This window comes from Roseobacter sp. (assembly GCF_039970775.1).
Taxonomy (GTDB): Bacteria; Pseudomonadota; Alphaproteobacteria; order Rhodobacterales; family Rhodobacteraceae; genus Roseobacter.
This window is the reverse complement of the sequence record NZ_JBDVLG010000051.1, coordinates 98006-120835: the sequence shown is the minus strand read 5'-3', so window position 1 is coordinate 120835 and position 22830 is coordinate 98006. Positions and strand designations below refer to the sequence as shown.

Annotated in this window: 26 protein-coding genes; 14 read left to right on the top strand and 12 right to left on the bottom strand. The window is 58.3% G+C overall.

The window, feature by feature from the left end:
• Positions 1 to 40: 40 nt before the first annotated feature.
• The 7 genes from sdhD to ABJH13_RS13430 form a co-directional block, all read right to left on the bottom strand.
• Positions 41 to 412: a succinate dehydrogenase, hydrophobic membrane anchor protein gene (gene sdhD, locus ABJH13_RS13460; RefSeq protein ID WP_348406730.1), complete on the bottom strand. Its 372-nt coding sequence runs from the start codon at positions 410 to 412 to the stop codon at positions 41 to 43.
• A gap of 10 nt (positions 413 to 422) precedes the next feature.
• Positions 423 to 806: a succinate dehydrogenase, cytochrome b556 subunit gene (sdhC, locus tag ABJH13_RS13455; RefSeq protein ID WP_348406729.1), complete on the bottom strand. Its 384-nt coding sequence runs from the start codon at positions 804 to 806 to the stop codon at positions 423 to 425.
• A gap of 156 nt (positions 807 to 962) precedes the next feature.
• Positions 963 to 1628, bottom strand: coding sequence for a DUF1194 domain-containing protein (locus tag ABJH13_RS13450; protein ID WP_348406728.1), 666 nt, complete (start codon positions 1626 to 1628; stop codon positions 963 to 965).
• Between the two features lie 105 nt (positions 1629 to 1733).
• Positions 1734 to 2768: a MaoC family dehydratase gene (locus tag ABJH13_RS13445; protein ID WP_348406727.1), complete on the bottom strand. Its 1035-nt coding sequence runs from the start codon at positions 2766 to 2768 to the stop codon at positions 1734 to 1736.
• Positions 2768 to 2971: a DUF1737 domain-containing protein gene (locus tag ABJH13_RS13440; RefSeq protein ID WP_348406726.1), complete on the bottom strand. Its 204-nt coding sequence runs from the start codon at positions 2969 to 2971 to the stop codon at positions 2768 to 2770. Before ABJH13_RS13440 ends, ABJH13_RS13445 begins: the two co-directional genes overlap by 1 nt.
• Before the next feature lie 16 nt (positions 2972 to 2987).
• Positions 2988 to 3545, bottom strand: a complete 558-nt coding sequence (locus tag ABJH13_RS13435; RefSeq protein WP_348406725.1) for an NnrU family protein — start codon at positions 3543 to 3545, stop codon at positions 2988 to 2990.
• Between the two features lie 4 nt (positions 3546 to 3549).
• Entirely contained in the window at positions 3550 to 4407 is an 858-nt protein-coding gene (locus tag ABJH13_RS13430; RefSeq protein ID WP_348406724.1) for a CoA ester lyase, read from the bottom strand.
• Between the two features lie 45 nt (positions 4408 to 4452).
• Between ABJH13_RS13430 and ABJH13_RS13425 the strand changes: the two genes are divergently transcribed.
• Entirely contained in the window at positions 4453 to 4719 is a 267-nt protein-coding gene (locus ABJH13_RS13425; protein WP_348406723.1) for a hypothetical protein, read from the top strand.
• 19 nt (positions 4720 to 4738) lie between these two features.
• Complete coding sequence (locus ABJH13_RS13420) at positions 4739 to 5071, top strand: hypothetical protein (RefSeq protein ID WP_348406722.1); 333 nt, start codon at positions 4739 to 4741, stop codon at positions 5069 to 5071.
• A 66-nt stretch (positions 5072 to 5137) separates the two neighbouring features.
• Here the strand turns inward: ABJH13_RS13420 and ABJH13_RS13415 are convergent, their stop codons facing one another.
• On the bottom strand, positions 5138 to 5893 hold the full coding sequence (locus tag ABJH13_RS13415; RefSeq protein ID WP_348406721.1) for a sulfite exporter TauE/SafE family protein: 756 nt from the start codon (positions 5891 to 5893) through the stop codon (positions 5138 to 5140).
• Positions 5894 to 6066: 173 nt separating this feature from the next.
• On the opposite strand from ABJH13_RS13415, the gene mdh reads away from it, so the two are divergent.
• From mdh to lpdA, 11 genes are all read left to right on the top strand, one after another.
• Positions 6067 to 7029 (top strand): malate dehydrogenase, encoded by a 963-nt coding sequence (gene mdh / locus ABJH13_RS13410; protein WP_348406720.1) that lies wholly within the window; start codon positions 6067 to 6069, stop codon positions 7027 to 7029.
• Between the two features lie 263 nt (positions 7030 to 7292).
• Entirely contained in the window at positions 7293 to 8486 is a 1194-nt protein-coding gene (sucC, locus tag ABJH13_RS13405; protein ID WP_348406719.1) for an ADP-forming succinate--CoA ligase subunit beta, read from the top strand.
• A gap of 4 nt (positions 8487 to 8490) precedes the next feature.
• The gene (locus tag ABJH13_RS13400; RefSeq protein WP_348406718.1) at positions 8491 to 9180 is read left to right on the top strand and encodes a hypothetical protein; all 690 of its coding nucleotides are present in this window, start codon (positions 8491 to 8493) and stop codon (positions 9178 to 9180) included.
• Between the two features lie 134 nt (positions 9181 to 9314).
• The gene (locus tag ABJH13_RS13395) at positions 9315 to 9707 is read left to right on the top strand and encodes a hypothetical protein (protein ID WP_348406717.1); all 393 of its coding nucleotides are present in this window, start codon (positions 9315 to 9317) and stop codon (positions 9705 to 9707) included.
• A gap of 77 nt (positions 9708 to 9784) precedes the next feature.
• On the top strand, positions 9785 to 10603 hold the full coding sequence (locus ABJH13_RS13390; RefSeq protein WP_348406716.1) for a glycosyltransferase family 25 protein: 819 nt from the start codon (positions 9785 to 9787) through the stop codon (positions 10601 to 10603).
• Positions 10604 to 10713: 110 nt separating this feature from the next.
• Complete coding sequence (gene sucD, locus ABJH13_RS13385) at positions 10714 to 11601, top strand: succinate--CoA ligase subunit alpha (protein ID WP_348406715.1); 888 nt, start codon at positions 10714 to 10716, stop codon at positions 11599 to 11601.
• Positions 11602 to 12042: 441 nt separating this feature from the next.
• Positions 12043 to 15000, top strand: coding sequence for a 2-oxoglutarate dehydrogenase E1 component (locus tag ABJH13_RS13380; RefSeq protein ID WP_348406714.1), 2958 nt, complete (start codon positions 12043 to 12045; stop codon positions 14998 to 15000).
• A 19-nt stretch (positions 15001 to 15019) separates the two neighbouring features.
• Entirely contained in the window at positions 15020 to 16516 is a 1497-nt protein-coding gene (gene odhB / locus ABJH13_RS13375) for a 2-oxoglutarate dehydrogenase complex dihydrolipoyllysine-residue succinyltransferase (RefSeq protein ID WP_348406713.1), read from the top strand.
• Positions 16517 to 16529: 13 nt separating this feature from the next.
• Positions 16530 to 16895, top strand: coding sequence for a hypothetical protein (locus ABJH13_RS13370; protein WP_348406712.1), 366 nt, complete (start codon positions 16530 to 16532; stop codon positions 16893 to 16895).
• Positions 16896 to 16937: 42 nt separating this feature from the next.
• Positions 16938 to 17327: an MAPEG family protein gene (locus ABJH13_RS13365; protein WP_348406711.1), complete on the top strand. Its 390-nt coding sequence runs from the start codon at positions 16938 to 16940 to the stop codon at positions 17325 to 17327.
• 245 nt (positions 17328 to 17572) lie between these two features.
• Positions 17573 to 18961: a dihydrolipoyl dehydrogenase gene (lpdA, locus tag ABJH13_RS13360; protein WP_348406710.1), complete on the top strand. Its 1389-nt coding sequence runs from the start codon at positions 17573 to 17575 to the stop codon at positions 18959 to 18961.
• A gap of 39 nt (positions 18962 to 19000) precedes the next feature.
• Here lpdA and ABJH13_RS13355 read toward each other — a convergent pair whose 3' ends face one another.
• From ABJH13_RS13355 to ABJH13_RS13340, 4 genes are read right to left on the bottom strand one after another with little or no spacing between them, the layout of a single operon-like run.
• Entirely contained in the window at positions 19001 to 19618 is a 618-nt protein-coding gene (locus tag ABJH13_RS13355; protein ID WP_348406709.1) for an MSMEG_1061 family FMN-dependent PPOX-type flavoprotein, read from the bottom strand.
• The gene (locus tag ABJH13_RS13350; protein WP_348406708.1) at positions 19593 to 20333 is read right to left on the bottom strand and encodes a lysophospholipid acyltransferase family protein; all 741 of its coding nucleotides are present in this window, start codon (positions 20331 to 20333) and stop codon (positions 19593 to 19595) included. The genes ABJH13_RS13355 and ABJH13_RS13350 overlap by 26 nt, the downstream gene beginning before the upstream one ends.
• Positions 20333 to 21238 (bottom strand): FtsX-like permease family protein, encoded by a 906-nt coding sequence (locus tag ABJH13_RS13345; RefSeq protein WP_348406707.1) that lies wholly within the window; start codon positions 21236 to 21238, stop codon positions 20333 to 20335. The genes ABJH13_RS13350 and ABJH13_RS13345 overlap by 1 nt, the downstream gene beginning before the upstream one ends.
• The gene (locus ABJH13_RS13340; protein ID WP_348406706.1) at positions 21235 to 21912 is read right to left on the bottom strand and encodes an ATP-binding cassette domain-containing protein; all 678 of its coding nucleotides are present in this window, start codon (positions 21910 to 21912) and stop codon (positions 21235 to 21237) included. Before ABJH13_RS13340 ends, ABJH13_RS13345 begins: the two co-directional genes overlap by 4 nt.
• A gap of 158 nt (positions 21913 to 22070) precedes the next feature.
• Between ABJH13_RS13340 and ABJH13_RS13335 the strand changes: the two genes are divergently transcribed.
• A complete protein-coding gene (locus ABJH13_RS13335; protein ID WP_348406705.1) occupies positions 22071 to 22829 on the top strand; it encodes a zinc-ribbon domain-containing protein in 759 nt (252 codons plus the stop codon).
• Position 22830: the final 1 nt, after the last annotated feature.

Below are 22830 nucleotides of genomic sequence, written 5' to 3'. Positions count from 1 at the left end.
CCTGGATCTGTGCAGAGCGCGCGCCTGCACGTCATTGGGGTCACAGTGCGAGGCGCACGATTGCGTAAAGGCCCACGGCCATCGCCGCGTAAGACACACAGGTCATGGCCACAATGGCGATTTTCTGCGCCAGACCATGTACATAGTCCTCGATCAAGGCCTGCACACCCCCGGCGAAATGTTTGAACGTCACGATGATGGTCAACGCTGCGATAACCGCCGGGAACGGACGGTTGAACGTGGCTGTCACCTCTTCGTAGGGCGCGCCCAACAGGGGGCCAAAGGTAAAGACGAACAGCGGGATCAGCAACAAAAGCGCACCCGAGCTGACGGTCATGGCCCAGTGGTGCGCGGTACCGGTTTTCGCCGACCCCATGCCTGACGCGCGCTTGCGGTCTGTCAAATAGCTCATGACGGCCTCCTTATATCACGACGATGGTCAGCAGGGTCAGCAGCACCGAGCCGCCAATCACCGCATAACCAAGTTTATATGCGGTCTCGAGGTCGAGCGCCTTGCCCTGATCCCAGATCAGGTGCCGCACGCCAGCCAATGTGTGATACCACAGCCCCCACAGGGACAATGTCATCACCAGATCACCAAACCAACTGGTCAGGACCCCGTCTGCATAGGCGAAATATTCAGCCGATGTTGCCGCCGCCAGAAACCACCAGACCACCAACAGCGATGAAATCAGCAGGGCATTGCCCGTGATGCGCGTGAGGATGGAGGTCATCGATGTCAGCTGCGGACGATAAATCGTCAGATGTGGCGACAAAGGGCGGTTGCCCCGATTTACATCGGCCATAGTAGATTCCTTCTGGTTCCCTAGTATTCTTTTACTGTTTATTCTCCTAATGTCACGTGTTCCGGCGGCCCTAAAACGCGGTTATTTGGCGCGGTTTGTCCGAAATCCGTTAACCTTTCCCGATTTGTGATCACAGCCTGAATGTGTGTGATCACATTACCGCATTTCGCTAAGCTGACGCGTCGTTTCCCTGCGCAGCTTACGTTTGATCTGCATCGGATAGTCCTCGAACCCATTGGCGGTCATCACAAAAGCCCCATCCCCGCGGATCACGTTTTCGTAAAACCAACCTGTCAGGTCTGCGTCATCGGTTTCGATGACCACCGCATTCACGGTCGCATCCACGGCCGCCAACGCCGTGTGGCGTGCAAGTGGCGGCACCCCTTCGTTGGACACGCCATCCCCGGATATATCGATGACCTTGCGCGTGCAAAACTTAACGTGTTCTAGTGCGATTTCGGCGGCAATCAGCGCCTCTCCGATCGCGGTTGAAAAGTTCCGCCAGACCCGGCGATTTTGCGCCACGGCCTCTGCAAAGGCCATTACGTCACCGTCGGTGCGCATCCGCGTCCAAGGAAGGGTCTGCCGTTGGCGGCCGGCTCCCGTCCATTGGATCACCGTGACCATTGCGTCTTGGGCGATCAATGCGTCCACCACCTGCCCATCGCGCAACGCCGCCGCCAGCCCTTGCATTTGAATGTCATATTCACGGCGGTCAACTGACCCCGACACATCCACAGCCAACACCAGCGCCAATTGGCAGGCCAGCGCCGACCCGGCCCCACACATCAGTGCCGCCAGACAGAAGAAAAACCGCGTCATGGCGCCAATCTGGCGCAATACGGGCGAGCGTTCTACAGGTTTTTGCCGCAGACGCCGGAATTGAGCCCGTCGCGGGTGCCCCCCCGATGCCCATCACGCGGGTCTTTAGGTCGGCACCAGCGCCCAATAATCGAGATCTAACAGCACCTCAGGCCGGTATTTTCCGTCCTCGTCCCGCAACACAAACGGCGCGCCCCCTTTGGTCGCCACCAACCGCAGCCGCAGCGCACCCACGCCGGGCGCGGACGTCTCTGCCTTGTCCAACACTTCGGACCACGCCCGGATCGTATCCCCCGCCAAACAGGGGTTGGCGTGCGCGCCGCCGTTCAGCCCGACAATCATCTGCGCATTGGCCAACCCATTAAACGACAACGCGCGCGCCATCGAAATCACATGCCCGCCGTAAATCAGGCGTGTCCCGTCGGGCCGCGCGGTCGTGTCAAAATGCACTTTGGCGGTGTTTTGCCACAGACGCGTGGCCATCATATGTTCGGCGTCTTCGACAGTGACACCATCTACATGGTCGATCTGCTCGCCGATCTCGTAGTCGCCGAACCGGTGCGGCTCCCCGGCGAGGGTGAAATCATAAGAGGTAAAATCGAGCCCGCGTGGGATCACCAAATCCTGCGCGGCGACGGCCTTTGGCAGGTCGGGCACGACGGTTTCAGGCGCGGGCGCGTCTAGGTTGCCTTTGCGCACCATCACCCAGCGCACATATTCCAGCACGGTTTCGTCATGTTGGTTGAACCCGGTGGTGCGCACCCAGATCACACCCGTTTTGCCGTTGGAATTTTGCTTGACCCCGATCACCTGCGACACCGCCCGCAGCGTATCGCCGGGCCAGACGGGTGTGCTCCAGCGGCCCTGCGCATACCCCAGATTGGCCACAGCGTTCAACGACACGTCAGGCACCGTTTTGCCAAAGACCACGTGAAAGCCGATCAGATCATCCAGCGGGCTAAACGGCAGGCCACAGCTTTGCGCGAATTGGTCCGATGAATAGAGCGCATGCCGCGCCGGATATAACATATGATAGAGCGCACGTTCGCCCATCTTGATCGTGCGCGGCACTGCGTGATGCAGCGTTTGCCCCACGGCGTAGTCCTCAAAGAACCGCCCCGTGTTGGTCTTTGCCCCCATTATTGCGCGCCGAGTTTGGTATCGGGCGTGTAGGTGCCATCGGCCTCTTTGACCACCGCTTGGCCGCATCGCATCAGACCTGCGGCGTGGTCCCATGTTTGGGTCGGGCTGCCGTGCAGCGCCCAGCCGTTGTTCAGGGCCTCTGTCACCTTGTGGCAAAACGCCGATGTGTCCTCTTCGGACAGAAAACGATACAATTTCATTCAGATCTCCTACGTATCAGACGGGAAAGGGCCAGACGCCAAGCCCAATGTGAATGGCAGCCACAAGGCTAAAGAGCACAGCGCTGATCACAGCAAGGCGGATATATGTGGCACGGCCCGCGCGGTCCGGCGGTGTCCAATCGGGCTCGGCGCGGTTGATCAAGACCGCCTGCCCCACGGCCCAAGCCAGCAGCCCGCCAAAAAGCACCACCGACGCCAGATCACCATTCACCAGCAGGTGCGCCGTCGCCCAGATTTTGAAACCGGTCAGTTGCGGGTGGCGGATTTTATACGCAGGCCACGCCTTGGCCCCTTTGGCGGCGCTCGATCCGAAGACCCACAGCGCCAGCAGCATCAACGTGTTGTTCGCATGCACCATAAAACCGGGCGGCTGCCAGATGGCGATGAAATCCGCCGCACGGTAGCCGATGATCATCAGCACCACCGCTGCGACAAGACCCACAGCAATGATACCCTTGCCACGAGGGCCCAGTGCGGCGCGGCGAACCGGCGCCAATCGTTTGAAATAATGAACCGCGATCCAAAGGATCAGTCCGGCGATCAGAAGGGCCATTGGCTTACTCCGCGCTAAGAGCTGCTATTGCTGCCACCTTTGCCAGTGTTTCATGGGCGGTTGCAACATGCAGATTTTCCACGATGCGCCCATCAACCACCGCCACTGCCTGCCCGCCTGCAAGGGCCGCATCGTAGGCCGCGATCTGCCGGTGCGCCAGATCGATCTCTGCATCCGTCGGTGAAAACGCGGCGTTGGCCACATCAAGCTGCGCCGGGTGGATCAGTGTTTTGCCGTCAAACCCCATATCACGGCCTTGCGCGCATTCCACGGCCAGCCCTTCCGCGTCCTGAAAGGCGTTGTACACGCCATCAACGATTGCCACTCCGTTCGCCTTGGCCGCCAAAACGCACAGACCGAGACCCGCCATCAAGGGCGCACGATCACCCCGGAACCGCGCACCAAGCTCCTTGGACAGGTCATTTGTGCCCATCACCATGCCCTGGCACAGCGGGTGTGCCGCGATCTGAGCAGCGTTCAAAATACCCCTTGGTGTTTCCATCATCGCCCATAGCGGGGTGTCCCCCGTGACCTCAGATATCGCGTCCAAGGCATCGGGGCTGTCGACTTTTGGCAGCAAAATCGCGTCGGTCTGCATATTTTTAACCGCTATTGCATCCGCATGCCCCCACTGCGAGGCCATGTCATTGATCCGCACAATTTTTAGACGTTCCCCATATGTCCCGCCGTCCAGCGCGCGTGCCAACACCTGCCGTGCCGTGTGTTTTTCGTCGGGGGAGACCGCATCCTCGAGGTCGAAAATAATAGCGTCCGTGTTGAGGTTACGTGCTTTCTCCAACGCCCGTGCGCGCGATGCAGGGATATAAAGAACCGAACGGAGCGGGCGTTGCAATGCTGTCATGGGCGCGTATCCAATGCCACCAAGTGAATCATAAAGTTGCGCGAAATGGGCCATTTTTTGAAAGAAACATCAAGGGAAATTGCGCCGCAATGCAGCAAATATCGAATTTTCGCTATCCCCGTTCGCCAGATTAACCAATATTTCAACCCTATAATGGATGTTGCTCATGTCGAATATCACAGTGTCTACTGCCCCGGCTTGGCCGCCATGCACATGGACCACCACGATAGGATCGGCAGTAAACTGAACCGGGGCCGCCCGGTCATCGCCGGTAAAACCGGTGGGCCAGATGACAGCGGGTGCCGCCTTTGAATTGAAGGCAGACACGAGTATGACACGCATATCCAAGATGCTGCATTTGGGCGCATTGAGCGCGGCAGCCGCACTATACATCGCATCCACCACCGATGCCGCCGCACAAAACACACGTAATTGCGCACCACGTGCCGCAGTGGTTGACAGATTGGCCGACGGCTATGGGGAATCGCGCCAATCCATCGGGTTGGGTGCAAACAACGCTGTCGTCGAGGTCTTTGCCTCTGATGAAACCGGCACATGGACAATCACAGTCACGACACCCAATGGCCTCACTTGCCTTGTCGCGTCCGGCCAGTCCTACGAACCCCTCGCCGAAGCATTACCAGCCAAAGGCAACGATGCCTAACTAGTACAAAGGTGGGCCGGTGGTCCTCCTCGTAATGCCGCACCATTGGCTCGACATGGCACCCCTTCAGGTCAGGCCATCCCAGATCAATTTAGCCCCCGTCAAGCTTAGCAAGACGTAGGTTATACCAAAAAATATGCGTTCCGGTATTAAACGGTGCGCCCGAACACCCAACCAGGCGCCCAACAAAGCGCATGGTGCCAGCAGTAGATTGGCCACACCAGTTTGGTATGTGAACATACCAAGAAATGCATACGGGACGAATTTCGCTGCATTCACCACGAAGAACACCAAGACGGTGGTCGCTTGATATTGGGTTTTGCTCATTTTCTTGGACAACAAATAAACAGCAGCCGGGGGTCCACCTGCATGGCTCACAAAGCTCGTGAACCCCGCGACGAACCCGGCCAACACCCCGACAAACCGCGGTAGATCCCGCGTCGACCGGTCCGCCACCGCTTTGGCAAACACCAGTTGCCACAACACAAAACCTACCGAGACCCCGCCAATCAGGACCCGCAGCACGTCAGGCTGCGCCAGCGTGTAGAGGCCCGCGCCCACCGCAACCCCCGGGGCCGCCCCCGCGATCATCAAGATCGCCGCGTCTTTGTCCCAACCACCCCAATAGGGGCGCAAACTGACGACATCGATCAGCATCAAAAGCGGCAACATAACGCCAAGCGCCAGCCCAGGTGCCACCACCAGCGCCAAGACACTGGACGCTGCAAAAGCTGCGCCTGAGCCAAATCCCCCCTTTGAAATCCCCGCAAAGACCACCGCCGGGCCTGCCACAAGAAAAAACATCCAATCGAGAGTAAGCATGTTGCCGTCTTTCCTGATGGGGTCCGCACAAGACCACGACGAGAGCGCCTTGATTCGAATAGCACACCACACGACACCTCGCACGGGAACACAACCGCACCACCGATCTTGCGCAACGGGCCTTTAATGGGTAGCAGAGGGCGCAACCTCAATCCAATGCGGAGCATATTTCCATGGCAAGACCCAAAATCGCGCTGATCGGCGCCGGTCAAATCGGCGGCACACTCGCCCATCTGGCAGCGCTGAAAGAACTGGGCGACGTTGTCCTTTTTGACATTTCCGAAGGCACCCCCGAGGGCAAAGCGCTCGATATTGCTGAAAGCGGCCCATCCGCGAAATTCGACGCCACCATGTCAGGCACCCAGTCCTATGAGGACATCGCAGGCGCTGACGTGTGCATCGTGACGGCCGGTGTGGCCCGTAAGCCTGGCATGAGCCGCGATGATCTTTTGGGCATCAACCTCAAGGTCATGAAATCTGTCGGCGAAGGCATCCGTGACCACGCGCCAGACGCCTTTGTGATCTGCATCACCAACCCCTTGGATGCGATGGTTTGGGCGCTGCGCGAATTCTCTGGCCTGCCACATGAAAAAGTCTGCGGCATGGCCGGTGTGCTGGACAGCGCGCGGTTCCGCCATTTCCTGGCTGACGAATTCAACGTCTCGATGAAAGACGTCACCGCCTTTGTTTTAGGCGGTCACGGCGATACAATGGTGCCGCTAGTTCGGTATTCCACGGTTGCTGGCATCCCACTGCCGGATCTGGTCAAGATGGGCTGGACCACACAAGAGAAACTCGACGCGATTGTGCAGCGCACACGCGACGGTGGTGCCGAAATCGTTGGCCTGCTCAAGACAGGTTCCGCCTTTTACGCGCCTGCCACAGCCGGGATCGAGATGGCCGAAAGCTACCTCAAAGACCAAAAACGCGTGCTGCCTTGTGCGGCATATGTTGACGGCGCCTACGGCCTGAACGGCTTTTACGTTGGTGTGCCAACAGTGATCGGCGCGGGCGGTATCGAACGCGTCGTCGAGATTTCGATGGACAAAGAAGAGCAAAGCATGTTCGACAACTCCGTCAATGCGGTCAAAGGTCTGGTCGAAGCTTGCAAAGGCATCGACAGCAGCCTGACCTAAGACGTGGCCAAACCAAAGCGATGAAGAGAGCCCGCAGTGTCGGGCTCTTTTTGCATCTTGCGGCAGGTATGCTGCGAATCCCTTGCTTTATATACGATTTGTTAAGCAAAAGGGTTTTGTGATCACAGGATTTCAACGTGTGATCACAAAATGTCGTTTTCACCAGATCACAGGCCGTGAAAGGCGAAAATAGGTTTCATCGGGGAAAAATCACGTTTTATATCGGCGCCAACGATCCGATCCATCAAAACGGGACTTTATCCATGAACATCCACGAATATCAGGCAAAAGCATTGTTGCGCAGCTACGGCGCGCCGGTCTCGGACGGTCGGGTCGTGTTGCGGGCCGAAGAAGCTAAAACAGCCGCTGGTGCCTTGGATGGACCGCTGTGGGTGGTCAAGGCGCAGATCCATGCGGGCGGCCGCGGCAAAGGCAACTTTAAAGAAGCGGATGCCGGCGAAAAGGGCGGTGTCCGCCTGACCAAGTCGGTGGAAGAAGCCGCCGAAGAAGCCAAAAAGATGTTGGGCCGCACGTTGGTCACCCATCAAACCGGGCCTGCGGGCAAGCAAGTGAACCGCATCTATATCGAAGACGGCTCTGGCATCGAAACTGAACTTTATCTGGCATTGTTGGTAGATCGCCAAACCAGCCGCGTGTCGTTTGTCTGCTCCACCGAGGGTGGCATGGACATCGAAGAGGTTGCCGCCAGCACCCCTGAAAAGATCCTGTCGTTCAGCGTTGACCCGGCGTCGGGCTACCAAGCGTTTCATGGTCGCCGTATCGCGTTTTCGTTGGGTCTGGAAGGCAAGCAGGTCAAGCAATGCGTGGCGCTGATGGGTCTGCTCTACAAAGCGTTCATGGAAAAAGACATGGAAATGCTTGAAATCAACCCGTTGATCGTGACCGACAGCGGTGACCTCAAGGTGCTCGACGCCAAGGTCAGCTTTGACGGCAATGCGATCTACCGTCATGCCGACATCGCCGAGCTGCGCGACACCACCGAAGAAGACAGTAAAGAGCTCGAAGCCTCCAAATACGACCTGAACTACATCGCGCTGGATGGTGAAATTGGCTGCATGGTCAACGGGGCTGGGTTGGCGATGGCGACGATGGACATCATCAAACTGTATGGCGCCGAGCCTGCAAACTTTCTTGACGTTGGCGGCGGCGCCACCAAGGAAAAGGTGACCGAAGCATTCAAAATCATCACCTCTGATCCACAAGTCAAAGGAATTCTGGTGAACATTTTCGGCGGCATCATGCGCTGTGATGTAATCGCAGAGGGCGTTGTTGCGGCTGTAAAAGAAGTCGGTCTTCAGGTCCCATTGGTCGTGCGTCTGGAAGGCACAAACGTGCAGCAAGGCAAAGACATCATCAACAATTCCGATGTCGACGTGATCGCCGCTGATGACCTCAAGGACGGCGCGCAGAAAATCGTGACGGCTGTGAAGGGCTAAGATCATGATCGCGGGCCACAGCCTGCTTGCGGCACGTAAAAGTGCCGCAGCCTCCTACATCGTCCCGTGCCTTGCGGTCACGGTGGCGCTGTTTGGTGGCCTGAGCCTACTCGAAGACGTGCTGCAACGCAGTCTGCTACAGGAAGGCGGCGTCATAGAGACCATATCGGCGCTGCTGTATGTGGTTGCCATCGCCGTTTTGCTGCCCGCCTTTAGGGCGGTGTGGCCTTTCGTGACGTTGTTGGCTGTGTTTTCCATGCGCGAATTTGACCTCGACAAACAGCTTTTCACCGAAGGGCTGTTTAAAAGCCGACAGTTCGTCGGTGACACCGTGCCAATAAGCGAACGGGTGGTTTCTTTGGCCATCCTGCTGGTGATTGTTGTCTCAATCGTTTTCGTGCTAGCGCGCGGTTTGCGTGGGTTGCCGCGCCGATTGCGGGAAGGCGACGGCGTGCTTTTATGTGTCCTTTTGGGCAGCGCGCTGGCGTTCACGTCCAAATTGGCGGATGGGTTCGGACGCAAACTGGCAGAGTTTGGGATTATCATCACCGAAGGCGTCGACCTTGCAGCCCTGACCTACGAGGAAATCGGCGAATTGGGCATGGCGCTCAGCTTTCTGATCGCGGCGTACGCGTTTATTCGCCTGTTCAACGCCGAACACGTCGGGCACCACACAGCGGAGATCATGGAATGATACCGCGACTGGCCTGGGCCCTTCTATCTGGTTGTCTTGCTGCCTGCACGTCGCAAGGCGTCTCGTCGGACACCGCTGAGTTGCGCAATACAAAATGGTCCAACCTCGTTCCAAAAAGCAAACCGTCCCAGATTGTGAACGCTTTCGATACGTTCTGTACCAATGGCCCCCGGACGGCCGCAGGCGTCGAAACATCACTGCGCGCTGCGGGCTATGTCCCCTTGCCCAAACGCACAGCGGGAGTGAAAGCTTTTGTTGTTGATACCAAAAAACCCGCCGTCGCCGTATCCGATAGCATGTGTCTCGTGCAGGCAGACGCGCGCACCGGTCAAACAACGCGGTTCCAGACCTATGTGGCCGAAACCTACCCCAATGCGCGCACCCTTGACCCCGCCACCTTGGGCGATGACATCGAACAGGCGTGGTCGATCCCATCGGATCCACCCGCCATTATCGCAACAGAACGCACCGAAAGCCTTGGCTGGTACCGCTATGCGTTGATCTTGTTCCGCCCGGAGGCCGCATGACCCGCTGTGCTGCCATAGACAACCCCGCTGTGCGCTTGGCCGTCATCGGTTTGCCTATAAACGGGGGGCGCACCTAAATGGCCCCGCGTCTTTATACCGAGATGATCAACCTTGCGCGCGCCGATGAGCGCCGGGTGCATATGCACGCAGAACTGGCGCAAGCCGGGATTGACGCTCAATTTTTCCCAGCGTTCGACAGCAGCACCGAAGCCCTCGCCGAAATGCACCGTCAATGCCAGCCTGAGGGCCCGTGGGGGCTGTTTCACACAGCCAATATGGCCATAACAATTAGCCATGCCCGTGTGTGGGAACGGTTCTTGGCCAGCGATGCAGACTTGTGCCTGGTCATGGAGGATGACGTCTTTATCGCGCCCGACCTGCGCCAATGGCTGGATGATCTGAGCTGGTGGCCTGCGGATGCCGATATGGTCAAACTGGAACGGTGGCGGGGGCGCAGCCTCAAGGTCTTGTTGTCGGCACGCGGCACCTCTCATCACGGTCGCCGGGTTGCCCGGTTGTTATCGCGCCATGTGGGCGCTGCGGGCTATATCATGACGCGCCAAACCGCCGAACGTTTTTTGGCCCAACGCCCCTTCAATATCACTGTCGACAACCTGTTGTTTAACTTCAACGCATCCCCGGCCGCCCGGCGCATGACCGTTTATCAGGTGCACCCTGCGCTCGTCGAACAGGGCAATGAGCCTGATGACGCGGTTGCACAAACGCCTCAGCGGCTGCGCCCAACGGGCTGGGCACGGATCCGCCAAAAATTGAAACGCGGTTATTACGAAATTGCCTATCCCCTGCCCACACTGTTGCGTGCCCTCACCGGACGCGCGCGGCTGCATCAGATCACGTTTCTGGCACGCTCTGCCCCGTCGGGGGATAAAACATGAGCCCAAACACACCCGCGCATTTGCCCACACAACCCGCTGATCTCAGCGGCATCTCTCTATGGGGTGGCCCACATGCCATCCTCTTTAATTTCTAAGTCAAAGGAAACACTATGGCCGTACTCATCGACGAAAACACCAAAGTCATCTGTCAGGGTTTGACCGGCAGCCAGGGCACGTTCCACACTGAACAGGCCATCGCTTATGGGACGAAAATGGTCGGCGGTGTGACGCCCGGCAAAGGCGGCCAGACGCATCTTGACCTGCCGGTGTTTAATTCCGTGCACGAAGCCAAACACGTCACCGAAGCCAACGCGAGCGTGATCTACGTGCCGCCCCCCTTCGCCGCGGATTCGATCCTTGAAGCGATCGATGCCGAAATGGAACTGATCGTCTGCATCACCGAAGGCATCCCGGTTCTGGACATGATGAAAGTGCAACGCGCACTCGAAGGCTCCAAATCGCGCCTGATCGGCCCCAACTGCCCCGGCGTGATCACACCCGACGCCTGCAAAATCGGCATCATGCCCGGCCACATCCACAAACGCGGCTCTTGCGGCGTGGTGTCACGCTCCGGGACGCTGACCTATGAGGCGGTCAAGCAAACGTCTGATCTGGGGCTGGGACAGTCGTCAGCCGTAGGCATCGGCGGCGATCCGATCAAAGGCACCGAGCATATTGACGTTTTGGAAATGTTTTTGGCCGATCCAGAGACACAAAGCATTATCATGATTGGTGAAATCGGCGGATCCGCCGAAGAAGAAGCGGCGCAGTTCTTGGCAGATGAAAAGAAAAAGGGCCGCTGGAAGCCCACTGCTGGTTTCATCGCTGGCCGCACGGCCCCTCCCGGCCGCCGCATGGGTCACGCGGGCGCGATTGTCGCCGGCGGCAAAGGTGGCGCCGAAGATAAAATCGACGCCATGCGCGAAGCTGGCATCGTAGTAGCCGACAGCCCCGCGACCTTGGGCGAAGCCGTGCAGGAAGCGATTGCGAAGGGGTGAGCTACGCCCCAATCATAAGCAACTCAAAGGCGTCAATGGCGCCTTTGAAGCCCATCCGGGCAAAGACGGCTCTACGTTGGCTTCAAGCTAGATTGCACCGTCAATGATCGCCATGGGAGCAAATAAGTACGGTTTAAGAAGCCTCGCATGCTTGTCTTGGAGTATGTCAGGCTCTCTCGTATCTGACGGTGAACATTCAAAGGAAAAATTAGTGTTTCCAAGGCTCAGGCTATTTGGCTTCAAAGGACGAACCGATAAATCAAGCTTTAGAACTGCAGTTTACCTGTCAATTTGCGTGTTTGTCGCGCTTCGTTACATGTTTTCCGGCCTTTTCTTCCTTTGTCTTTATCACGCCATTTTAGAGTTCTTGGGCATCTTCGCCGCTCTTCCGTCCCAACCCGGCCCCAACCGATACGGTCCCAACCCACATGAGGTAACCCCATGACCGACCACCCAGCTAACGATCAATTCCACGCCTCAAGCTTCATGCAAGGGCACAACGCAGAATACCTCGAACAGATGTATGCGCGCTATGCCAGTGACCCAAATGCGGTCGATGACGCATGGCAGGCGTTTTTCAAGGCTATGGGCGATGATGAGGTCAGCGTAAAGCACGAGGCCGCCGGGCCAAGCTGGGCACGCTCCGACTGGCCGCCCCAACCCGGGGATGAAATGACGCAAGCGTTGACGGGCGAATGGGCGCCCGAGGCCGAAGTCAAAGGTGCCGGCAACAAGATCAAAGCCAAGGCGGCTTCCAGCGGTGTTGAGGTCACCGACGATCAGGTCAAGCGCGCCGTGCTGGACAGCATCCGTGCGCTAATGATCATCCGCGCGTACCGCATCCGGGGCCATCTGGTGGCAGACCTTGATCCGCTGGGCATGCGAGAGCAAACGCCCCACCCCGAACTAGACCCAAAATCATACGGCTTCACCGAAGCCGATATGGACCGGCCTATTTTTATCGACAACGTGCTGGGGCTGGAAACCGCGTCAATGCGCGAGATCCTCAGTATTGTGCAGCGCACCTACTGCGGCACCTTTGCCCTACAGTACATGCATATTTCCAACCCCGAAGAGGCCGGTTGGCTCAAAGAACGCATCGAGGGCTTTGGCAAAGAGGTGTCTTTTACCCGTGAGGGCCGCAAGGCGATCCTTTCCAAGCTGGTCGAGGCCGAAGGGTTCGAGAAATTCCTGCATGTGAAATACATGGGCACCAAACGGTTTGGCCTTGATGGCGGCGAAAGCCTCGTGCCCGCGATGGAACAGATCATCAAACGTGGCGGCGCCCTAGGTGTGCGCGACATCGTCATTGGTATGCCCCACCGCGGGCGGCTTTCGGTGTTGGCCAACGTGATGGCCAAACCCTACCGCGCGATTTTCAACGAATTTCAGGGCGGCAGCTACAAACCCGAAGACGTCGATGGTTCGGGCGATGTAAAATACCACCTTGGCGCCTCCAGCGACCGTGAATTTGACGGCAACTCCGTACACCTTAGCCTGACGGCCAACCCCAGCCACCTCGAAGCGGTGAACCCGGTTGTCTTGGGCAAAGCGCGCGCCAAACAAGACCAGAACAACGACCCTGATCGCACGTCTTGCATGCCGATTTTGCTGCACGGCGATGCGGCCTTTGCGGGGCAAGGGGTCGTGGCCGAATGTTTCGCGCTATCCGGTCTGCGCGGGCACAAAACCGGTGGCACGATGCATCTGGTGGTGAACAACCAAATCGGCTTTACCACCGCGCCGCATTTCTCGCGCTCGTCGCCCTACCCGACCGACAACGCGCTGGTTGTTGAATCGCCGATTTTCCACGTGAATGGCGACGATCCAGAGGCCGTTGTGCATGCGGCCAAGGTCGCCACCGAATTCCGCCAGAAGTTCCATAAAGACGTGGTATTGGACATCATTTGCTACCGCCGGTTCGGGCACAACGAAGGCGACGAACCGATGTTCACCAACCCGGTGATGTACAAAAAGATCAAGGGCCACAAAACCACGCTGAGCCTCTATACCGAACGGTTGGTCAAAGACGGCTTGCTGCCCGAGGGCGAAGTCGAAGACATGAAGGCCGTATTCCAAGCGCACCTGAGCGAGGAATTCGAGGCGGGCAAAGAATACCGCCCCAACAAAGCCGATTGGCTGGATGGCAAGTGGTCACATCTGGACAAGAAGAAAAACAAATACCAACGCGGCAAAACGGCCGTCGCCAAAGGCACACTCGCCGAAGTGGGCAAGGCGCTGACCACAGTGCCCGACGGCTACCCGCTGCACAAAACTGTGGGGCGGTTGCTCGACACCAAAAAGCAGATGTTTGCGAGCGGTGAAGGCGTCGATTGGGCCACCGCCGAGGCGCTGGCGTTTGGGTCGTTGCTGGCCGAAGGCTACCCAGTGCGGTTGTCCGGTCAGGACAGTACCCGCGGCACGTTCTCGCAACGCCATTCCGGCCTGGTGAACCAAGACACCGAGGAACGGTATTTCCCGCTGAACAATATCAAACCGGGGCAGGCTCATTACGAAGTCATCGATTCGATGTTGTCGGAATACGCGGTGCTGGGTTTTGAATACGGGTATTCGATGGCTGAACCCAACGCGCTAACATTATGGGAAGCGCAGTTTGGTGATTTTGCCAACGGCGCGCAGATCATGTTTGACCAATTCATCAGCTCTGGTGAATCAAAATGGTTGCGGATGTCTGGTTTGGTGTGCCTGCTGCCCCACGGGTTTGAAGGTCAGGGCCCAGAACATTCGTCTGCGCGATTGGAACGGTTTTTGCAGATGTGTGGGCAGGACAACTGGATCGTGGCCAATTGCACGACACCCGCCAACTATTTCCACATCCTGCGCCGCCAGATCCATCGGTCGTTCCGTAAACCGTTGATTTTGATGACACCCAAGTCATTGCTGCGTCACAAGATGGCCGTCAGCAAAACCGAAGAATTCACCACTGGATCCAGCTTCCACCGGTTGATGTGGGACGATGCACAGCAAGGTAATTCTGATACCAAATTGGTCGCTGACGACAAAATCAAACGCGTGGTGATGTGTTCGGGTAAGGTTTATTATGACCTGCTCGAAGAGCGTGATGCCCGTGGAATTGATGATGTTTATCTGTTGCGGGTTGAACAGTTCTATCCCTTCCCCGCGCAATCCGCGGTCAAGGAGCTGGAGCGTTTCAAACAGGCGCAAGTCGTTTGGTGCCAAGAAGAGCCGAAAAATCAAGGGGCTTGGACGTTCATCGAACCCAATATCGAATGGGTCTTGGGCCGTATCAAAGCCAAGCACCAACGCCCAATTTATGCAGGTCGCGCGACATCTGCGTCACCTGCCACGGGTCTTGCCAGCCAGCACAAATCACAACAAGCAGCGCTCGTCGACGATGCGCTGACGATCACGACATAAGCGCCGAAGGGAATATAATATGACCACCGAAGTTCGCGTCCCCACGCTGGGCGAATCCGTCACCGAAGCAACTGTTGCCACGTGGTTCAAAAAGCCCGGCGATACCGTCGCTGTGGATGAAATGCTGTGCGAGTTGGAAACTGACAAGGTTACTGTCGAAGTACCCAGCCCCGTGGCCGGTACATTATCTGAAATCGTGGCCGCAGAAGGCGAAACCGTTGGTGCGGACGCGCTTTTGGCATCGATTTCGGAGGGCGCAGGTGCCGGGAGCGATGCTCCCGCCGCTGCGCCAACCACAGCACCCGCCGCGCCAGCAGCAACGGGCGGCACCATCGACGTTATGGTTCCGACGCTAGGTGAGAGCGTAACAGAGGCGACAGTTAGCACGTGGTTCAAAGCCGTGGGCGACACCGTTGCCGCCGACGAAATGCTGTGCGAGTTGGAAACGGATAAGGTGAGCGTCGAGGTTCCGGCCCCGGCGGCTGGAACGTTGACGGAGATACTCGCCCCCGAAGGTGCGACCGTAGATGCAGCCGCCAAATTGGCCGTGATGAGCCAAGGCGCAGGCGCTGCTGCACCAACCGCCGCCGCCAGCCCAGCCGCCTCTTCGGAGGTTTCGGGCAGCGGGAAGGACATCGAGGATGCGCCATCCGCCAAGAAAGCCATGGCTGCAGCAGGGCTAAGCCGCGATCAGGTCAACGGTTCGGGCCGTGATGGCCGCGTTATGAAAGACGACGTGACAAAGGCCGTCGCAGCCGCAAGCACCGCGCCAACAACGGCTGCAGCCCCGCGCGCACCTGTTGCCGCCAATGACGCGGCCCGCGAAGAGCGGGTCAAGATGACGCGCCTGCGCCAAACCATCGCTAAGCGTTTGAAAGACAGCCAAAACACTGCGGCCATGCTCACCACCTATAACGAGGTCGACATGACCGAGGTGATGGCTCTGCGCAATGAATACAAAGATCTGTTCTTGAAAAAACACGGTGTGAAACTGGGCTTTATGTCGTTTTTCACCAAGGCCTGTGTGCATGCGCTGCGCGAAGTGCCCGAGGTCAACGCCGAGATTGATGGCACCGATATCGTGTATAAAAACTTCGTACATATGGGCATCGCCGCGGGTACGCCGACGGGTCTGGTGGTACCGGTCATTCGCGACACTGACGCGATGTCATTTGCCGCGATTGAAAAGGCCATCGCCGAAAAAGGCGCCCGCGCGCGGGACGGCAAGCTGTCGATGGCTGAAATGCAAGGCGGGACGTTCACCATTTCTAATGGCGGCGTTTATGGGTCGCTGATGTCGTCGCCGATCCTGAACCCACCGCAGTCTGGTATTTTGGGCATGCACAAGATCCAGGACCGTCCGATGGCGATCAAGGGGCAGGTTGTGATCCGTCCGATGATGTATCTGGCGCTGTCTTATGACCACCGGATCGTGGATGGCAAAGGGGCTGTGACCTTCCTTGTACGCGTGAAAGAAGCGCTCGAAGATCCGCGCCGTTTGTTGATGGATCTGTGATCAGAGGCGCGGCATGATACGCGGTATTCTTCTTGTCGGGGCTTTGTTGTCGGTCGTCGCCTGCGCGACCCAACAGCCCCGTGTTCTGAGCGGGCCTGAAGTCCGCTCGGAGCTGGTCGGCGGTGGTTTCCGGTATTCGGGTTTCGGCAATGCGTCAGGGGTCCTATTTACCGGGCACCTGCAGATCTTGCCCAATGGCAACATCACGTTTGCAACAGACAGTGGCCTCCATGACGCTGGCACATGGCGCCTGACCGGAAACACCATCTGCGCCCAGTTCGAGCTCTTTTTGAGCGGAGACGAGACGTGTTTCACAGTTAAACAGCTGGAAAAAGACAAGTTTCTGACTAGTGAGGGCTTCTTTCTATACCGTGCCTAACCCGGCCACCGCGGACAAACCAACCAACGGGAAAGATGAGACATGACTGAACTGACCATTCTGGCCCTCTATGGGCTACTGATTATCGTGACGATCCTGCTCAATGTCCTCACGGCGATGGCACAGGTTGGCGTGAAAACGCTGGCCGGTCCGCGGGATGGCATGCCCCCGTTGACGGGTGTGGCCGGGCGCACGGCGCGTACGTTGGACAATTCCGTGGTGGCTATGGTGCTGTTTGCCCCTGCAGTCTTGATGTTGGCCCAGCAGGATATCTCGACCGCGGACACCCTATTGGCCGCGCAGGTTTTCCTTGTGGCGCGTGTGGCGTTTTTGCCGGTGTATATTCTAGGGCTTCCGATCCCGTTTTTGCGGACGCTGGTGTGGATAGCTGGGTTTCTCTCGACGGCTTATCTTTACCTCGCGGCGCTCTGATCATGCCTGCCCTCTCCATAGCCACCAAACGGGCCGACCGCGTTCTGACAACACCCGTCAATCCGGCACATGGCTTTGTGCTCTGGCAATTGATGATCAGGATAGCGCGGTTTGGCGTGACACTCATTTTGTTGATCGGGGCGCGCATTTAATGGCACCCTCCCCATACCCACATTGTGTCACAGGCACCCGATGCTGACACACCAACGACGCGTCACAGGCGCATAAACTAAAGGAACTTCCCCATGGCAAATTACGACGTGATCATCATTGGTTCTGGCCCCGGCGGCTATGTTTGCGCCATCCGCTGCGCGCAACTGGGGCTTAAAGTGGCCTGCGTAGAGGGGCGCGATACGTTGGGTGGCACCTGTTTGAACGTCGGTTGTATCCCGTCCAAAGCGTTGCTGCATGCCAGCCATATGTTACATGAGGCTGAACATAATTTCGCGACCATGGGGCTCAAGGGCAAAAGCCCGTCGGTCGATTGGAAACAGATGTTGTCCTACAAAGACGACACGATTGGGCAAAACACCAAGGGCATCGAATTTTTGTTCAAAAAGAACAAGGTAGATTGGCTCAAAGGCTGGGGGTCCATCCCCGAGGCGGGCAAAGTCAAAGTCGGTGACGAGGTGCATGAGGCCAAGAACATCATCGTGGCGTCGGGTTCAGAACCTGCCTCGCTGCCGGGTGTCGAGGTCGATGAAAAGGTCGTGGTAACATCAACCGGCGCGTTGGAATTGGGCAAGATCCCCAAAAAGATGGTCGTGATCGGCGCCGGGGTCATCGGGCTCGAACTTGGGTCGGTTTATGCGCGGTTGGGCGCCGAGGTTACGGTCGTAGAATTCTTGGACGTGGTCACGCCGGGTATGGATGCCGAAATCCAGAAAACATTCCAGCGCACGCTAAAAAAGCAAGGGCTGACCTTTATTATGGGCGCCGCTGTGCAAAAAACCGAAGCCAGCAAAACAAAGGCCAAAGTGCACTACAAGCTGCGCAAGGATGACAGCGAACACGTGATCGACGCCGATGTTGTTTTGGTCGCGACAGGGCGCAAACCCTACACTGACGGGCTGGGGCTGGCTGATCTGGGCGTGAAAATGACAGACCGTGGGCAGATCGCTGTCAACGACACTTGGGAAACCAGCGTACCGGGCATTTTTGCCATCGGGGATGTCATCGAGGGCCCTATGTTGGCGCATAAGGCCGAGGACGAAGGCATGGCAGCCGCCGAACAGGTCGCGGGCAAACATGGGCACGTCAACTACGGTGTGATCCCCGGCGTCATCTACACCCACCCAGAGGTCGCCAATGTGGGCGCCACCGAAGAAGACCTAAAAGCGCAGGGACGTGCCTATAAGGTTGGCAAGTTCAGCTTTATGGGGAACGGCCGCGCCAAGGCGAATTTCGCGGGCGATGGGTTTGTGAAAATCATCGTGGACAGAGAAACCGACCGAATTTTGGGTGCGCATATCATTGGCCCCGCAGCGGGTGATTTGATCCACGAAATCTGCGTCGCCATGGAATTCGGCGCCTCTGCAGAAGATCTGGCCATGACATGCCACGCGCATCCCACCTACTCCGAAGCCGTCCGCGAGGCCGCATTGGCCTGTGGCGATGGTGCGATCCATATGTGACCGGACCGGGGTGGCTGAAAGGCCACCCTGCCCCCGATGTTACCACATCGTTTTGGCCGCGCGTGCGCCCCATGCGGCATCATAAGGCGCGCCGCCCTCTTCGCCATCCGACACCTCTGCGAGGATCTCACCAACCGTCGGCAGGTCTTGTGCAACCGGGCTGGTCGTCCAAAGATCTGCGCGCGTTAAAGCCCGCGCACATTGGGTATAGATCTCGGCAATCTCGATCACGATCACAGTTGCGGGCCTCCGCGTGTCTTTGGCAAAACGCGCGCGCATAGGCGCATCCGCCGTGACCCAGGCGCGTCCATTCACCCGCACAACCGTATTTGACCCGCTGACGAAAAACATCAATGACACCCGCGGGTCACGTACGATGTTTTCAAGCGAATCCAACCGACTATTCCCGCGCCAATCGGGCATCGCCAAGGTGCCCGGACCGATCTCTTGCACAACGGGGCACGCGTCACCACGGGGGCTACCATCGGTGCCTTCCGGGCCAACGGTGCTTAGGACGCAAAACTGCGCGGATAGGATCCATTTGCGGTATAGCGGCGTCAGGCTGTGCGCCACTTTGCGCAGCGAGGCCGCACCCGGCGTGCCATAATGCGCCCTAAGCGCGTCGATGTTATCAATCGCCTGTGCTTTGTCCGTCATCGTGAAACCCTGCCTCTTTCATCAGTGCATCGGATCGGTCTTCTACTGTGCTCTCGAGATGTTTCATAAACGCCCCGCGTGCCATACCCGGTTCAATCGCCGGCAAAAACTCCACCACGGCCACCCCCGGCTTGCGCAACATCCCCCGCTTGGGCCACAGCACGCCAACATTGGTGGCCACCGGCACACAGGGCTGGCTGACTTGTTCATACAACACGCCCGTGCCCACCTTGTAGGGGACCTTGGCACCCGGCGCCACACGCGTGCCTTGCGAATAAATAATCAGCTGTCCGGGCTCTGTGCGGCCTGCTTTGACGTCCGCGACCATCTTTTCGATAGCGGCGCCGCGTTTGCCACGATCAACGGCGACACAATTAAGCCGACGTGCGTATTGGCCAATAATCGGCGTGATCAGGATTTCCTTTTTCATGATAAATTTTCCCGCGGGCAACGCCGTGAAAATCATCATGATATCCAGAAAGGACTGGTGTTTTGCGGCAATCAGCGCCTCGCCCTGTGGAGGAGTGCCGCGCACTTCACAGCGCATGCCAACCATCCAGCGGGCGGTCCAGAACACATAGCGCGAATACCCTTTGCAGGCCGCATAGGCCCCGCGTCTGCTGAACAGCGCCCATGGTGCGAACACCAGTCCGAAGATCGGCATCGCCAGATACATTTGCACAATGAAAATAACAGAACGGATGTATTGGATCATCAAGCCAACCTTTTCAGCGCGCGCCCAGCCGCAGCCCCTGTTGAAAGAAACGCCACCAAAGCGCAAAGAAACGGGATCGCGAAGGGCAATGTCCAATGCCATCCCTGAAGCCTCAAGCCTGTCAAAAATCCGGAGGCTTGGGAGATATCAGGCAAGAACGCGACGGCGATCAGCCCCATGACGGCCCCTGCCATCGCGCCACTGAACGCGCGCCACGTGAACCGCCGGATGAAGGCCTGTGCGATGTATTGATCCGTCGCGCCCACCAGACGCAGCACGGCGATAACCTGTGCATTTGCCGCCAACGCGGCATGCGCGGCCAAGGTCACCATGGCTGCAACGCTCCCCGCCAAGAGCACCGCCGACAGCCACCCCAATGCGCGCAACCGGTGTGCGGCGTCCACCAGCGGGGCGCGCCAACGGCTGTGATCATCCAGCACCGCGCCCGGCACTTCGGCGGCCAACCGCAGGCGCAGCCCTGCGGCGTCAAACCCGCTGTCTTCTTCCAAGATTTCGATCAACTGCGGGACAGGCAGCGCCTGCACATCCAGATCAGGGCCGAACCATGGCGCCAGCAACGCCTGTTGTTCGGCGTCGTCCAGCGCGCGGGCAAACGCGACCCCGGCGGTGGTTTCTAATATGCCAAGTGCCGCTTGGGTTTGCGCGCTGCGCTGTTCACGGGGTGCCACGATCCGGATTGTGGAAGATTGCGCCAGTTCATCGCCCCAACGGGTCGCCAACCGCCCTGCCGCCAGAGACAACGCCATTGCAAACACCGCCAAAAAGGCCATCGCGGCCGCTGCAAATATGGTCAGTTGGGCCGTGAACCCAGAGGGCGGCACCACCCGGTCGGCCTGACGGTCGCCCATCAACGCCCGTTTGAAATCCAGCTTTAGCACGCTCATAGATCAGCCCCGGCCAGTTGCACGCCCCGGTTGGCGATCCTGAGAACACGGGCCTGCACCTGTGTTTTGGCCGCCCGGATCAGGCTGAGATCATGGGTGGCGATCAAGACGGTTTTGCCCATTTTGTTCAGTTCCACCAGCAAACGCAGCAGCCGTTGCGACATTTCCCAATCCACGTTGCCAGTTGGTTCATCTGCCAAAACCACATCCGGCGACATGATCACCGCACGGGCCAACGCCGCACGTTGACGTTCGCCCCCCGACAGTTCTGGCGGCAGGGCAGCCGCTCGGTCGGTCAAGCCGACCCAAGCCATCAGTTCGGCCAGATCATCCTGCACACCATCAGACCGCCGCCCCGACACCTGCACTGGCAATGCGATATTTTCTGCGACAGACAGGTGATCCAGAAACCGGCAATCTTGGTGCACCACGCCCATACGTCGGCGCAGTTCGGCGATGTCGTCTCGTTGCAACCCCGCCAGATCCTCGCCCCGAAAGGTGATCCCGCCGGAGGTCGGCAGCAAAGCCCCGTAGCACAGTTTGAGCAGCGTGGTTTTCCCCGCCCCAGACGGCCCAGTTAAAAAATGAAACGACCCTGGCGCCAGCTTTAACGAAATATTCGACAGCAACGCATCACCGCCATAACTATAGGCGACATTTTCCAGCTCGATCACGCGGCCCCCTTTTTTACGTTGTTTTGCCCCAACGGTGGGCCAGTTTCAATGCGCCTCGCGCGACCTTATACGCAGTTAACGCTTTTCGCACGACCCTGATGTCAATAAGGTGCATCAAAAGACGTACGAACCGGGGTCTCCATGAAGCAAAATATCACATGCGACTGATCTGTCCCAACTGCGATGCGCAATACGAAGTGCCTGACGATGTCATGCCGCCTCAGGGGCGGGATGTGCAATGTTCCAACTGCGATCACACGTGGTTTCAGGTCCATCCCGATGGGGCCGGCCCGGATACTGCCGGGCCTGTTGATGACGCCTCCGCGCCTGAGCCTGCGCGCGCCGACCCTCAACCCGCGCCGCCAGACGCGCCAAGCAAACCGACACGCCGGTCGCTGGACCCCAATATCGCCGATGTTCTTCGCCAAGAAGCCGCCCTAGAGACACGCGCCCGGCAAACCGAAACCACCGCAGCCGTTGAAAGCCAACCTGATCTGGGGCTCGACATCGCGGCTCCCACCCATGACGCACCACCGCCCCCCCCGACGGAAATGGCGCCAACGCCCACTGCCGTTACGGGCGGGTCACGTGATTTGTTGCCTGACATCGCGCAGATCAATTCGACCTTACGGTCAAACAACAACCGTTCGGCCAACGATGACCCGGGCCAAACCGCGCAAGTAGAGATCCGCGAAAAGCGCAGCTTTGGGCGCGGGTTCATGGCGGTGGTGGCCGTGACGCTTATCTGTGTGCTTGCCTATGCGTTCGCACCCGAATTGGCGCAGGCTGTGCCGGAAACGGACCCTTGGCTGAGCGCATATGTCGGCATCGTCGATGATGGCCGCGTCTGGCTTGACGGTCAGATCACGGCGGCGTTGCGCTGGCTCGACAGCGTAACGGCATCGAACCCTACATAGC